Below are 14,780 nucleotides of genomic sequence, written 5' to 3'. Positions count from 1 at the left end.
CCCGCCCCGGCCCCCCAAAGCCCCAAAACCCGGAACCCGCCCCGGCGGACACGGACCCGGCAGGAACGGCGCCGGGGGGCACGGCCCCGGGAGATGCGGCCTCCGGGAGCACAGTCCCGACGGACACAGTCCCGACGGACGCGGTCCCGGGAGACGCGGTCCCGGGAGATGCGGTCCCGGGAGATGCGGTCCCGGGAGATGCGGTGGGGGGTGTGGTGGGGGGTGTGGTGGGGGGTGTGGTCCCGGGGGGTGTGGTGCTGCCCGGGCCGTCGGCCGGGCTGTGCCCGCTCACCACAGCAGCCGGGTGGCGTACACGTCGCAGTCCACGCCGCGGCGGACGCGGCCGGCCAGTTCCGCCCAGACGGGTCCGCGCGGGTCGGGGGCATCGCCGGGCAGCGGCACGCCCAGCCGTCCCGCGATGCCCGACAGCGCGAGCAGCGCCCAGTGCGTACCGCCCAGAAACAGGCCGCGGCCATCGTCGGCGGCCTCCCTGACACCGAGCACGGCGGCGGCCAGCCACAGCAGGGCCTGCCGGTCCGCCAGCGCCCGCGCCGCCACAGCACCGGGGTCCGCGCCCGCCGTACGGCACGGCCGGCGCAGCGCGCGCTGCTCGGTCAGCAGCCGCCGCGCCAGCGCCCCCAGCGCGGCACGGCCCGCATCCGCACCGCCCGCACCGTCCGCACGGGCGGCACCGGCGCGCAGCAGACCGGACAGCACCACACGGTCCCCGCCCACGCCGTACCCGCCCGGCTCATGCCCGCCCGGGGTGTGCCCATCCGGCTCATGCCCGCCCGGGGTAAAGCGGCCGGACTCGTGCCCGTCCGGGGTGTGCCCGTCCCCCTGCTCCCCGGCAGCGGCAGCGGCGACGCCGGCGGCGGGGGCGAGCGGGTCGGCGGCAGGGGCGGGGGCGGGGGCGGGCGGGTCGGCGAGCCGGAAGGGGGCGGGGACCGGGCCGCGGTGCGCGGCGCGGGGCTCTTCGGCCGCCAGGGCCGGCAAGGCCCTGACCAGGCAGGCCTGCCAGTACGCGGCGCCCGCCGCGTCCACCCCGGCCAGGGGAAGGTCACGGGTCAGTTTCGCGAGCATCCCGCCCCCGGTACTGGCCGGCCCGTGGCCGCATTCGGCAAGGACCAGTCCCAGCTGCGCCAGTACGTCGGCCAGCACGGTCGGCACCACATAGCCGGCCACCGCACCCAGCAGCCCCGCCCCCAAGTCCGCCCCCGGGTTCGCCCCCAGGCCCGCCTCCGGGCCCGCCTCCGGACCGGGGGCAGCCGGGCGGCGCAGCGCCACACAGGTCAGACTCTCGCAGGCCAGCAGGTCGGCGAAGGCGGCGGCGAGCACGGGCTGCCACTGCCGCAGGGCCGGCTCACCGGCGCGGCCGGCCACGGTGAGCGCGGCCTGGCGCAGCACGCTGCCGGCGGCGGCCACCAGGGCCGCCGGGCCGAGCAGCGCGGCAGGCACCGAAGAGGACACCGGGTTCGCGGGCCGCATCTCCCCGGCCTGCCCCCGGGCACGCCGGGCGGGCGGCATACCCGGCCCGTCCCACGTGCCCGCGGCATGTCCCAGGGCCAGATCCCGGCGCAGGAGCGGGCGCAGGGCACGTACCCGCTGGTCGGCGGCGCGTACCTGGCCCAGACCGGCCGCCGCAAGGAGCGCGCCCGCCCGCCCGGCCCCGCCCTCCCCCTCCCCCGCCCCGGCAGACCCTGCAGAGGCGGCGGACCCGACACAGGCGGCGGAGGCGGAGGCGAGGGAGGCGGCGGACCCGGCGGGGGCGGCGAGGGCGGGGGCGGCGAGGGCGGGCAGGCTGTAGGGGTTGGCCGCGTCGAGGGGATCACCCAGCAGCGCCTCCAGCCGCAGCGCGGCGAGCGCCACGTGGAGCGGCGGCGCGAGCACGGCATACCGGTGCGCCAGTGCTCCCGGGACCGGCCCGGCCAGAGGGACAACGCCCCTGCCCCCGCTCCCCGCCTCCTCCCCCGCCGACGGCACCGACGGCACCGACGGCTTGGACGCCGCGGCGGGCGGCCGGGCGGTGAAAACAGCCGCGGGCGGCGGGGCCGGGGCCGCCGGCCGGGCCGGCGGGACAGCAAGGGCAGGGGCGGGTGTGCCGGGCGCGGCGGCCTGGGTGACGGCCATGACCGGCCTCCTGTTCATCTGGTCGGCTGTTCATCCGGTCGGCTGGCTGGTCATCGCAGGTCATCTGTTCACCGCAGACGGTGCACGGTGCTCTCCGCATGCCACTTGGCCAGGCCCAGCGTTTCGGTACTGGCGCGCGACAGCCAGGCACGGACATGGTCACGGGCCTCGAGCAGGCCGGTGCCCGCACCGAGCACCGCAGGGACGGCCTCCTGCCGGAGCATCACCTGATGGGCCGCGACGACCGTGACCCCGGACGCGTCCGGCAGCAGTGACCACTCGCCGCTGTGGGCGGCGATCAGCTCGGGCGTGCGCGTCTCCTTGTAGACGATCCGCCCGGCGTGCGGGAAACACAGCCGCACGGCCCGCGTGCTCACCGTCCGCCCGCCCGGCGCAGCGCAGGTGTCCAGGGACACCACCTGGATCCCCGGCACGTCCTCACGCACACCGGCCCGCTCCACGTGCGGGAGCTGCCCGGGCCAGTGGCCGATCCGGTAGAGGAAGTCGTAGACCAGCTCCGCGGGGCCCTCGATCCGCACCCGGTCCTCGAACGACAGCAGCAGCTCGTCCAGCTGCTCCCACCGCCCGGCCGCCCGCCGTACCGCCGCGAGCCGGCGGTGCACATCCGCCTCCGCCTCCCGGCGGGCGCCGTCCGCGGCCGCCACCGGCAGCCCGCGCTCCTGACGCAGGCCCAGCACACACTCCGCCTCACCCGCCGGCCGCACACTCCACACACCCGAGACCGCACTGCCCGGCCAGGCGGCGTCCTCCTGCTCGAACACGACCGCCCGGGCACCGGGATGCAGCACCCGCCGGGCATACCAGGAACCAACCCGGCCCCCCAGCACACCACCCACACCAGCACCGACGGCACCGACGGCATCGGCGGCACCGGCGGCATCGGCGGCGGTGTCATCGGCCAGCTCCCACATCCGCAGCCGCTCCTGGACCCCGTCGAAATCGAGACGCTCGACATGCACGACCGAGGGCAAGAACACCGGCCAGCGCGCGGCATCGGCCAGCATCCCGTACACGACACCGGCCGGAGCGGCCACCCCCACCGTGTGCTCACAGGCGTGCACGCGCGACGACATGCCGGCCCCTCCTCCTCCAGGCGCACCCCCACCCTGCCCCCCACCACTCGAGCCCGCCTCGCGCCCGCCCGGACCCCCACCCCGCCCGCCACCCCCGGCCCCGCACCCCCGCCCCGCCCCGCCGACCGGGCGACAGCGCCCACACCACCCGGACGCCATCCACCGCAGCCGCCACGGCCCACACAGCCGGCCCCAGCAGCCCGCACACCCACGCACACCCCGGACGACACACACCTCGGACGGCACACACACCCCGGACGGCACGGACGGGACAGGCCGCACGGACGGGACAGGCGGGATGAGCAGCCCAGGCAAGACGGGCAAGACGGGCGGGACGGGCGGGACGGAGGGCACCAGCAGCCCGGGCGGCACGGGCCGGACGGGCGGGGCGAGGGGCCGGACGGGCGGCACGGGCCGGACAAGGCGGACGGGCGGGGTGAGTTGGCCGGACAGCGGCCCGCGACCGCAGCCCCGGGCGTATGGGGGCCTGCGGGGGCGGGGGCGGACCGGGACCGGGGTAGGCGCCAGGTCCCGGCGGACGGGACCGGGACCTGGACAGAAGCGGAGCCAGAAGGAGGTCAGCCGGCCGGAGCCAGAAGGAGGTCAGCCGGCCGGGACATGAGGGGGTCAGCCGACCGGGGCGAGGCGGCCGGTCCCGGCGGGGCCGGGGCCCGGGGAGCCCGGCCCGGCGGAACCGGGAGCGGTGGCGGTGGCGGTGGCGGTGGCGGGTGAGCCCTCCGGCCGGGCCATCAGGATGGAACGCTGCAGCTTGCTCAGCGCCGCCGACGGTTCCAGGCCCAGACTGCGCACCAGGGTCGCGCGCAGCCGCTGGTAGGCGTCCAGGGCCTCGCCCCGGCGCCCGGAACGGTACAGGGCCAGCATGTACTGCCCGCACAGGCTCTCGTGGGTGGGATAGCGGCTGACCAGCACGGTCAGCTCGGCCAGCAGCTCACGGTGGCGGCCCAGCCGCAGATCGGCCTCGATACGCTGGTCCAGCGCACACAGCCGGCTCTCCTCCAGCCGTTTGACCTGGGTGACCAGGTGCATCCCGGCCTGCACATCGGCCAGCGGCGGCCCGGACCACAGCGCGAGCGCGGCCCGTAACTGCCGGGCGGCCCCGGGGAAGTCGGCGGCGTCCATCGCCCGGTAGCCCAGCCCGGCCAGCCGCTCGAACTCCCGCACATCACTGCCACCCCCGCCGCTCTTGAGGAGATAACCGCCCGGCACGGTCAGCAGCACGTCCTTGGCCGTACGGGCATCAGCCGCATCCGGCCCGAGCGCCGCGGTGATCAGCTCCCGCAGCTGCAGAATGTACGTCTGCAGCGTGGGCCGCGCACTGCGCGGCGGCCTGCTGCCCCACAACTCCTCACTCAGCATGCCCACCGGCACCATCTGATCAGCCTGCACCACCAGCAGGGCCAGCACCTGCCGCGGCTTGGGAGCGGTCGGAGTAATCGAAACGCCCTTCTCCCGCACAGCAAGAGTGCCGAGTATGTCGGTATCCACGCCATCTCCCCTGTGTCCGTCCACTGCGCCCTGCCCAACCCCTCGGACCCCACCCACACCCAGGCCCCAAAACCCCAGACCCAGACCCAACCCCAGCCCCGGACCCACCCGGAACCCGCACAGCCCCGGCCCCGAACTCCCAGACCACCAGACCACCGGCACAACCAGACCACCGGCACAACCAGACCCCGGACCGCAGGGCCCCGACGCCGCCAAGCCCCGGACCGCCGGACCCCGGCGCCGCCAGGCCCCGGACCGCCGGGCCCTGGTCCGCCGGAGGGCCGGCGGCGGGTGAGCCGCGCCCGCCGTCCGGGATCCACCCGACACACCGAGTAAAAAACAGCATGGACGGTATGTCAATCTCAAACCGGTCGTCTTGTTTTCTCTCTGCCGGTGCTCGAGACCCCCTCAAGAGAACCCGGCTTACAGCACATAAGCTGACCAACCGGGCGTGATTCCGGTCGCCGCGTCCGTCCGGCCAGCGGTTTGACTTCCCCATTGCCGGACCATGCGGTCTGTTTACCTGGGGGTGCGGTCGGTCCCGGCAGCCCGGGGACCGGGCAGCACCGGCAGCCGGCGCGAGGGCGCCACGAGGCCGGGCAGCAGCAGCGCCCAGAACTCCTCCACCAGACGAGGCGAGGAACGCACACGGTGACCGCAGGCCAGCCGGCCGAACCCGGCGACCGAGGCCACCACAGCCACCGCGGCCGCCTCCGGGGACACCCCCCGCGCCAGCTCCCCCGCACCCTGCGCCTCACACAGCAGCGCATACACCCACTCACTCCACCACCGCCCCGGCCCCTGCACACTCTTGCGCGAAGGATCACCCCCCAGCTCGAACCCCGCCCGCAGCACCGGATCCACCGCCCAAGCCGCCACCAGATCACCACTCACATCCACCAGCAACTGCAACCCCCCACCCCCCGCCACACCCCCCGCACCCTCCCGCACCACCAGCCGCTGCACCGCAGCCGTCGCCGCCGCCTCCACCTCACGCGCCAGCAGATCCTTGCTCGGGAAATGAAAATGCAACGCCCCCGTACTCACACCCGCCCGCCTGCTGATCACCGGCAACGAAGCAAGCGCATACCCGTCCTCCGCAAACACCTCCGCCGCCGCACGCACCAAAGCCCGACGCGTCCGCACCGCCCGCACCTGCCTGACCACCCCCACCCCTCCTCCCCGGCCCACCACCGGCCCGCACCCACCGCCACCCCCGGCACACCGACCGGGACCACCACTCACACCACACATCCTACCAAACCGCACGCGCGGTATGTTTACTGGTCCGCAATCCACCCCGGACCACCCACCCAGCCACCCCCGACCCGGCACAGAAACACACAGGCGAACCCCGCCCACACCCACACCCCGGACACCACACCACCGGGACACACCACCAAACCCCACCCACCGGAAGAGACCCGCCCGGCCCGGCCGCCCCCCACACTCCGACACCCCGGCCGTGCACGCAGCCGACCACACCACAAGCCCGCCCGCACACAGCCGGGAAAGACACCCAACACCACACGAAGGGCACCCCGCAGACCCGCCCACCATCAGCGCCACCACTCGACACCCGCTCGCACCCCGCCAGACCCCCCACCCCACACCCACCCCAGGCCAGCCCCGCACCCGAACCAGGACCGGGGGGCCAGGACCGGGGGGCCAGGACCGGGGCCAGGAACAGGACCGGGGCCAGGAACAGGGCCGGGGCCAGGCACACAGAGCCCACACAGGCCGGCCAGAACAGGACCGGCCACACACGAACAGGCCGGACAGAACCGCAGACCAGGCAGGCCGGGCCGGGCAGGCCGGGCAGACCGGGCCGGGCAGACCGGGCCGGGCAGGCAGAGACAGGCCGGGCAGGCCGGGCGGACCGGGCAGGCCGGGCCGGGGAAAGAAGGCCGGGGTCAGGCCGGGGCGCCGACCCCGTCCAGACCCGCCGGCTCCCCCGCCTCCGCAGCCAGCCGCTCACCCTCCGCAGCCACCTCAGCAGCCCGCGCCGGATCAATCACCAGCCGGCCCAGCACCGCCGGCACCGCCACACTCGGCAGCAGATGCTCGAACAACGCACACACCCGCTCCTCCAGATCCTCCCGCCCCGCCAGCGTGTGCGAATACACCTGCACCCCCGTCCACGCCGCCGAGAACACCCACGCACTCTGCGCCACATCCACCTGCGGCAACAGCTCCCCCTGCTCCTGCGCCTCCCGCAACACCTTCTCCGTCGCATCCAGCCACGTCCGGATCGTCCACGTACCGAAAACCGCCCCCATCTCCTGCCCCAACGACAACCGCGCCGACGCAGACACCACCGGACGACGCCGCATCCGATACGCCAACGCCAGCCCCATATCCACCAGCTCCTGCAACTTACTCACCCGCGGCGCCAGCACAAACCCCGCAAACTGCTCCCCCAGCACCCCCTCCGCCAACGCCCGCTTCGACGGAAAATGAAAATACAAAGCCCCCTTCGTCACCCCCGCCCGCGCCAGCACCTCACCAATCGTCGCCGCCTCATACCCACGCTCATCAAAAACCGACGCCGCCGCATCCAAAATCGCCCGCCGCGTACGCACCGCACGCTCCTGCCGCACCACAACCCCACCACCCATCAACCCACAACATGCTCCCTGCAACCACCCCAAACCAAACCAGCTAGTCCGTATATTCACAAGACCAAAACCCCCACCACCCCCCCACCAGACGACCGGACGACCGGATTCAACCCCCACGAAGCACGAGAGCCCGTTCCGGCAGAGCCCGTACAGACCGGAAGAGCGACACCCCTGGAACAGCAGCACTCCAGGCCGCTCACACCAACCGGATCCCCCGGCCCCGGCCCGGCTCACGGACGATCCCCGCCCTCACCCCCAACCCGCCCAGCCGACAGCAGACCGAAACACGGCAGCACAGACCGACCGCCTGCCCGATCTCCCGCACCGCCGCCACCCCACCCCAGCCGGCGACAGCGCCGCGGACGCAGCACAGGACACGCTCCCAGGCGCCGGCGAGGCAGCCGACGCGCGGCCCGGCCACGACCCCAAAACAGGAGCGCGCCTTCGAACACAGGGCAGACCAGAAAGACGCAACACCTCCCGCCCGGCCTGCCCCGGCTCCGCACCCCGAAGACCCGGCTCACCCACACCCCCGACCAGGCCCGGCAACAGATCACAAAAGCCCAGCAGCCGGAGGCTGAACGCCGGCGAGACATCACCGCCCGCCCGCCGGAACCCGGCTCCATGACCGAGCAGACCCCCAACGGGCGAGCCGCCGTGACGCGCACGCCGGCAGACGCCACCCGGCGGGAAAACACAGCCGCAGCGCCAGCCCGGACCACACACCGCACACGCCGGCAGACAGCACGGCCGCACACCCGGCACCCGACACCGGACCCGGAAAGCTGGACCAACCGCGCTGCCAATACCCGCCGATCACCAGCACACCAGCACGCCGGGAGCTACTTCTGCTCCTCCAACAGAGCCCTGAACTGCTCAAGATCACCGCGGACCGTCCGCTCAACCGCGTGGACCTGCGCCATCCCCTTCGGACCGCCGAAAGTACCGTGGACGGACTCCGGATCGTATTCCATCCGCACCTCCACCCGACTGTGATCCTCATCCAGAGACCTGACCGTGAGAGTGCCCTGCATCTTCGGGCCGCTCTCCGTCTGCCAGGCCAGATCGTTGCCCCGGTCGGAGAAAGTCGTCTCCAACGCCCGCTCACCACCACCGGCCCAGATGTCAAGATGAGCGCGATGGGCACCGTGCGCATACGCACGCCGCACCCCACCCATGAACGACGGATACTCCTCAACACGGTGCAACTGATCCCACACCTTCCGCGCCGGAACACCGATTTCAACATGCTCCTGAAGCCTGCTCATCACCAACCTCACCTCCCGGGCCCCCCACCCGAACCCATGGCCCCCCTCCAGGCTGCCCCCCGAACCAGCCCCCAGGCAACCAAACCCACACCCCTACCGACCAGCCCCCCAGCCGACCGGAAAACACCCGCCCCACCAGCGACCACCGATGCAATACAGAACACGACCAAACCACCGACACCAGCCGAACCCGACCACAAACGACAACACCACCACCCCACACATGACGCCATCACCCGGAAACACCACACCACCCCACCCTGACAAAACCCACCCAACAAACCCGGCTCACAGGTAACCACCCACAAACAGCCGACCAGACCGACCGCCGACAGCCGACCAGACAGGCCGCCGACAACACCCGGCAGACACCGATGCCAAGACGCTCGGCGTTCACCGCCAGCCCGTCCGGCGACGCGCCGGTATCGAACAGCAGCGTGCTGCTCGCATCCCCGCTTTGAACGGTGACCAGGGCGGAGAAGCCATGCTCGGCACGCAACCCCGCGAGGGCCTCGCCGCCGGCGAACTGCCGCGCGGTGGTCCGCCCGGCACTCACCGACGCCCGGGTAACGCCTTCAGCAGAGGCCAGCACGGCCTCGAAGGCGTTGTCGACCATCGTCGTGACCCTGACCTCGTCGACCTCAGGCAGCACCACAGAGTCAACAGCCGGTCACGGTCTTCGCCCTGCTGAACTACGCGTCCAGCTCAGAGACCGGCAACTGGGACACACCCCCGGCAGAGGCAGGCGCGGCAGTCTGACACCGGGGCTACCGTCGGCCTGCTGCCGGCCGACCTGACCCCGCCACCGCTCATCACCACAAGGTGAACCACATCAGGAAGGGATTCACCACCGGCAGTGAACATGCATAACGTGACCCAGGTCTCCGGGACCGAGAACCAGGCTGGCCCCCACCTCGCGACACGCGATCATGAACGCACGATGGACAACACCCCTGCCCACGTGACAGCCGTTGACCCACGTCACATCCACCGCACGTGAAACCGGCGGGGAGGTGGGCGAAGTGGTGAAGCCCCAGCGTTGTGCGACAGCAGAACTCCGTCCTCCACACCATCGCGGTCATCGGGAATCTCCGGGAAAGCCCCCGATGAACGCGCGGGCGGTCGGACGACTGGCGTCGCAGCCTGGGCAGAGTTCCGTCCCGACGCCGGTCATCAGCGGGCCGTACCGCTGCGGCAGGAGGCCGCCTCCGCAGCGGGAGCAGAGCCGGGCCGGCTGCTCGTCTTCGTCCCGGTCGGGGTGTGGCCGGGCGAGCCACGGGATTATTGATCCGATGTATCTTCGTCAAGAGTGTTGACCCTACGCGCGCCCACCCCTACTTTCCCTGCATGTTTCTCACACATCAGGGGGTGCGTTCATGAGGGGCGCTGGATCGATTCGATTAGTCATCGGACCTTGGCGGGTGATTGCGGCCCTCATCTGCGTGCTCCTGCCCACCGGGGGACTGACGGAACAGGCACACGCGGCAACCGCCGTCACCTACTTCGTCTCGCCCACCGGCAGCGACAGCAACCCGGGCACCAGTGCGGCGCAACCGTTCCGCACGCTCACCAAGGCACAGACCGCGGTCCGGGCCATCGACAAGTCGACCTCTGGCCCGATCACCGTGACTTTGGCGGGCGGCGTCTACCGGCTCACCAAGACACTGACCTTCACCGCCGCGGACTCCGGCGGCGGCTCGGCCGGAACCGTCTGGTGGAAGGCGGCGTCCGGACAGTCCCCGGTCGTCAGCGGTGGGGTTCGGGTCACCGGATGGACCAAGGGCAGCGGCGGGATCTGGTCCGCCCCGGCCCCGACCGGCCTGGACACCCGACAGCTGTACGTCAACGGCGTACGGGCCAGCCGCGCGACAGGTGCGCTCTCCGTGAAGGTCACCCAGACGGCGACGGGATACACCACGGCGTCCGGCGACCCCATGGCCGGGTGGCGCAACCCGTCGGCGATCGAGTTCGTCTACCGGGGCGGCCTCGGGGCGTGGACCGAGCCTCGCTGCCCGGTCGCCTCCGTCACCGGCAGCGCCATCACCATGGCTCAGCCCTGCTGGAACAACTCCACCCTGCGGGTCATGCGTACCGACGACTCCGGCCGCACTGTCAACCTGGTCGGCCGCAAGTCGATCACCGAGGCTCCGACAGCGGTGGAGAACGCCTATGAACTGCTCGACAAGGCGGGTGAGTTCTACCTGGACAAGAGCCAGCACCGGTTCTACTACATGCCGCGCTCCGGGGAGGACCTGACCACCGCAGACGTCGAGGCACCGTCACTGGACACCCTGGTGGCGAGTTCCGGCAAGGCGTCCGACGAGCCGAGCCACATCGGCTTCCAGGGCATCCAGTTCAGTTACGCCGACTACACGACGTCCAACACCGGCACGGGCTTCTCCGAGATCCAGGCCACGTACCAGATCACCGGGGCAAGCGGTTATGCCACACAGGGGCTGTGCGACTTCGTGTCGGGGGGCGCCTGCCCCTACGGCAACTGGGAGAAGATGCCCGGTGCGGTCCGCTTCACGTACGACAAGAGCATCCACTTCGATCACGACTACTTCGTCCATCTCGGCGCGGCCGGGCTGGATCTGGGCGACGGCTCGCAGAGCGACACCGTCACCGCGTGCGTGTTCACCGATGTCTCCGGCAACGGCCTCGACCTGGGCGGTGTCGACGTCCCGCAGCCCAGCAGCGCGGCGCAGCACACCAGCGGCATCACCGTGAAGGACAGCCACTTCTACGACATCGCCGCCGAATACCACGGCGGGGTCGCGATCGACGCCGGGTACACGGAGACGTCGACCATCACCCACAACCAGATCGACCATGTGCCCTACACCGCGATCTCCATCGGCTGGGGCGGCTGGCCGGACAAGGTGAAGCTCCCCGCGCAGCCGAACTACTCCAACCACAACACGGTCTCCTACAACCTGATCTACGACCACATGTCGCTGCTCGGCGACGGCGGTGCCGTCTACACCAACGGAATCACCGGCACGTCGATGGCGACCGGTGAGCACGTCACCGCAAACGTGGTCCACGACCAGCTCAACACCTCCGGCGGCCATGTCCTGTACACCGACAACGGCGCCACCTACGTGTCCATCCTCGGCAACGCGGTGTGGAACATCAGCGTCTCGCCGTGGGGCAGCAAGCACGGGAACTACACGCTCAACGACGGGACGTACGACCCGACCGACATCGAGGGCGACTACTGGCCGGACGGTCCGTCCGACTACGACCAGAAGGGTGTCCTGATCCAGAACAACCACAACATCACCGACCCGGACCAGATCCCGTCGACCGTCATCGCAGCCGGCGGTGTCGAGCCGGCATACAAGCCGATCCTCAACTGGCAGCCAGCCTGACCCCGGCTCGCATCACAGCAAGGACGCCGCTCGGACGACGGACCGGTCCGCTGAACAAAGTGCCGGGAGTTGCGTGGTACCGACACATCATCCACACCGCTCCCGTACTCGCCACACCAGGATCAGTGCCCGGTCCGGCGACGCCTGCACCGTGTCGTGCGGGCGACGGTTTCGACCGCCTCACGTCGACGGAACGCGTCCTCGACCACGATCACCCGGCTGTTGAGCCGGTCTGGCTGCGCAAGCCACTGGAGGATTACTCGTTCACCCGCACCTATATCAAAGCCCTGGACGAGCCGCGCCCCGCGCCAGGCGCACCGCCGCGGACCGGCACCATCATGTCCCGTTCCGGACTGAGCAGCCCCCGTACTCGGTGTGCGTCCGTGGTGCCGAAGCCGGCGAGCTGCCGGTTGCGGGCAAGTACGGGCTCGGCGTGCTGACCTGGAGCCCGCTCAACAGCGGCTGGCTGACCGGCCGCTTCCGCCGCGGCGATGCGGTCGAGCTCACCGCATTCCGGAAGGCGGTTGCCTGGGAGTTCGACCTCAGCCTGCCCGGCAACCAGCGAAAGCTCGACGCCGTTGAGCAACTGAGGGCCGTGGCCGAAGAAGCAGGCGTCTTCCTGACCCACCTGGCACTCGCGTTCGCGGCTTCTCACCGGGCTGTCACCTCGGTGATTCTCGGCCCTGGCACTGCCGGGCACCTTGACGATCAGCTCGCTGCGGCTGACATCCGGATCGATGACGACATCCTGGACCGAATCGACGAGATCGTCCCGCCCGGCACCAACCTCAACCCGCCGTACACCCACTACACCCGCCCGCTCTCGCTGATGCCGGGCAGCGCCGCAGGGCAGCCTGTCTCACTGAATCCGGACCATTGCGGGCCGTAACCATTGCGGGCCGTACTACCTGACGGCGATTCACGACCAGGGGAAACCATCGCTACCCACAAGTCTTGACCATTGCTCCTTTCCGGTCAGGGCACTGTTGTTCTGGTCAGCCCCTGGCCTCAGCGGCCCCTCGTCCGGGCCTGGGCCGATGGGGCGCACCAGGCCGCAGAGCCGTTCCGGGAAGACAGGACCGCTTTACGGCGAGTTGGGAGCCCCGCCTCGGCAGGGGGCTGGGGCCGGTCAGCGGTAGTTGTTGTTGCTGCTGTGCTCGCCCTTGAGCCAGGAGGCGAGCTCGGCGTGTGCGGTGCGACGGCGTTCGGAGTCGCTCTCGTGGATGCCGGGCGCGTCCAGTGTGAATTCGAGGAGCAGGCCGTTGGGGTCGCTGGTGTAGAGCGAGCGGCAGTAGCCGTGCTCCAGGACATAGGTCTCGTCCGGCCGCCAGCCGGTCTTCTCCAGCCGTTCGGCGATCGCGTTCTGTACTTCCTCCGTGACCTTGAGAGCGATGTGCTGGAACGGCGAATGCGGCATCTCAGGGCCGAACTGCTTCTGGTCCTCGGGGTCGGCGAACTGGAAGAAGGCAAGGGCGCTGCCGTCGCCGAGGCCGTAGAAGGTGTGGCAGTACGTGCGTACCGCGCCGAAGAGTTCGTCGGACTCCTTCCAGGTCGCGATGAGAGGCAAGCCGATGAGGTCCTCGTAGAAGGCGCGGGTCGCCTCCTGGTCACGGGTGACGTAGGCGTTGTGGTGCAGTCGTGACGGCAGCGCCGCGGTGGCGGGTCCGGAGGAGGGGACGGGGGAAGCCTGAGTCATCGTCGACTCTCCTTCATGTGAGTTCCCTTGGCTTGAGGTCACCGGGGAAAACTTCGGACACATGTCCGCTGTTCGGGCACTGGTCGTTTACCTTCTTCCTTTCGGCGCACGGCGTCAAGCCTTCCGGGGAGCCGGATACGGAGGGACGCCTCACTGCCGGAAGGCGGGCCGCTATGCGGACAGGCGGCAGTAACCTGGACACCCATCACTGGAGCGACCTGAGAGGTACGGCAGATGCCGCGTACGGGTACCGGGCCTGATTTCATCGAAGCGCTGGCCCGAGGGTTGGAGGTGATCACGGCCTTCGTCCCGCAGCGGCCGGTGATGTCGCTGTCCGAGGTGGCCGCGGCGACCGGCCTGGCCCGGCCGACAGTGCGGCGGATCCTGCTGACGCTCGAAGAACTCGGCTACGTGCGCAACTCGGACAAGGGCTTCGCGCTGACCCCTCGCGTGCTCGACCTCGGCACGGCGTACGTCGGCTCGCTGGGGCTGTGGGAGATCGCACGTCCGCACATGGAGCGGCTGGTGGCCCGAACGCGCGAATCCTGCTCGATCGCGCAGCTCGACCACAGCGACGTCGTTTACGTCGCGCGGGTCGCCGTTCCGAAGATCGTGACGCTCACGGTGCAGATCGGCACCCGCTTTCCCGCGCTGCAGACCTCGCTGGGCAAGGTGCTGCTGGCTGCGCTGGAGCCGGGGCAGCTGGAAAAGACGCTGGCGGAGCCGACCCGTTCGGGGCTCACTCCCCGGTGGCAGCCAGGACGCGAGGAGCGGGACGCGGCCCTGCTTGAGGTGCGGGCCCGCGGCTGGGCGCTGGCCGACGAGGACCTGGCCCGGGGCATCCGCTCGATCGCGGTGCCGCTGCGCGACGGCGAGGGCCGGGTGATCGCTGCCATCAACGTCAATGCCCATGCCGCCGAGACCTCGGTGCGCAAGCTGCGGGACGAGCATCTTCCGCCCCTTCTGCAGACAGCGGGCGACATCAGCTGCGACTTCGCCAGGCTGAGCGCCGTCCCGTACTCGGTGGTCGCCTCCCGGTCCTGAACCCGTCCCCCGCGGAGCCGGCGCTCGCCGGCCGGAGAATTCCTGCC

Annotated in this window: 12 protein-coding genes; 3 read left to right on the top strand and 9 right to left on the bottom strand. The window is 71.2% G+C overall.

Going from position 1 to position 14,780, the window contains the following annotated elements; all coding sequences use genetic code 11:
- Positions 1 to 288: 288 nt before the first annotated feature.
- The 8 genes from ACIRA5_RS48665 to ACIRA5_RS48630 form a co-directional block, all read right to left on the bottom strand.
- Positions 289 to 2,130 (bottom strand): hypothetical protein, encoded by a 1,842-nt coding sequence (locus ACIRA5_RS48665; RefSeq protein ID WP_403703647.1) that lies wholly within the window; start codon positions 2,128 to 2,130, stop codon positions 289 to 291.
- 68 nt (positions 2,131 to 2,198) lie between these two features.
- Positions 2,199 to 3,224, bottom strand: a complete 1,026-nt coding sequence (locus ACIRA5_RS48660; protein ID WP_403703644.1) for an SRPBCC family protein — start codon at positions 3,222 to 3,224, stop codon at positions 2,199 to 2,201.
- Positions 3,225 to 3,851: 627 nt separating this feature from the next.
- Positions 3,852 to 4,730 (bottom strand): BTAD domain-containing putative transcriptional regulator, encoded by an 879-nt coding sequence (locus ACIRA5_RS48655; RefSeq protein WP_403703642.1) that lies wholly within the window; start codon positions 4,728 to 4,730, stop codon positions 3,852 to 3,854.
- A gap of 519 nt (positions 4,731 to 5,249) precedes the next feature.
- Entirely contained in the window at positions 5,250 to 5,897 is a 648-nt protein-coding gene (locus tag ACIRA5_RS48650; RefSeq protein ID WP_403703639.1) for a ScbR family autoregulator-binding transcription factor, read from the bottom strand.
- Between the two features lie 746 nt (positions 5,898 to 6,643).
- The gene (locus ACIRA5_RS48645; RefSeq protein ID WP_403703636.1) at positions 6,644 to 7,312 is read right to left on the bottom strand and encodes a ScbR family autoregulator-binding transcription factor; all 669 of its coding nucleotides are present in this window, start codon (positions 7,310 to 7,312) and stop codon (positions 6,644 to 6,646) included.
- A gap of 881 nt (positions 7,313 to 8,193) precedes the next feature.
- A complete protein-coding gene (locus tag ACIRA5_RS48640; RefSeq protein WP_403703632.1) occupies positions 8,194 to 8,619 on the bottom strand; it encodes an SRPBCC family protein in 426 nt (141 codons plus the stop codon).
- Positions 8,620 to 8,851: 232 nt separating this feature from the next.
- Positions 8,852 to 9,235, bottom strand: coding sequence for a hypothetical protein (locus tag ACIRA5_RS48635; protein WP_403703630.1), 384 nt, complete (start codon positions 9,233 to 9,235; stop codon positions 8,852 to 8,854).
- A gap of 462 nt (positions 9,236 to 9,697) precedes the next feature.
- Positions 9,698 to 9,901, bottom strand: a complete 204-nt coding sequence (locus ACIRA5_RS48630; RefSeq protein WP_403703772.1) for a DUF6300 family protein — start codon at positions 9,899 to 9,901, stop codon at positions 9,698 to 9,700.
- A gap of 139 nt (positions 9,902 to 10,040) precedes the next feature.
- Between ACIRA5_RS48630 and ACIRA5_RS48625 the strand changes: the two genes are divergently transcribed.
- Entirely contained in the window at positions 10,041 to 11,993 is a 1,953-nt protein-coding gene (locus ACIRA5_RS48625; protein ID WP_403703627.1) for a right-handed parallel beta-helix repeat-containing protein, read from the top strand.
- Positions 11,994 to 12,366: 373 nt separating this feature from the next.
- Positions 12,367 to 12,882 (top strand): aldo/keto reductase, encoded by a 516-nt coding sequence (locus tag ACIRA5_RS48620; RefSeq protein WP_403703624.1) that lies wholly within the window; start codon positions 12,367 to 12,369, stop codon positions 12,880 to 12,882.
- 240 nt (positions 12,883 to 13,122) lie between these two features.
- On the opposite strand, the gene ACIRA5_RS48615 is transcribed toward ACIRA5_RS48620, so the two are convergent.
- Complete coding sequence (locus ACIRA5_RS48615) at positions 13,123 to 13,689, bottom strand: VOC family protein (protein WP_403703621.1); 567 nt, start codon at positions 13,687 to 13,689, stop codon at positions 13,123 to 13,125.
- Between the two features lie 234 nt (positions 13,690 to 13,923).
- On the opposite strand from ACIRA5_RS48615, the gene ACIRA5_RS48610 reads away from it, so the two are divergent.
- A complete protein-coding gene (locus ACIRA5_RS48610; protein WP_403703618.1) occupies positions 13,924 to 14,733 on the top strand; it encodes an IclR family transcriptional regulator C-terminal domain-containing protein in 810 nt (269 codons plus the stop codon).
- Positions 14,734 to 14,780 lie beyond the last annotated feature (47 nt).

Source organism: Streptomyces sp. NPDC096311 (assembly GCF_044763085.1).
Lineage (GTDB): Bacteria > Actinomycetota > Actinomycetes > Streptomycetales > Streptomycetaceae > Streptomyces.
The sequence above is the reverse complement of the archived record's forward strand: the minus strand, read 5'-3'. Positions and strand labels throughout refer to the sequence as shown.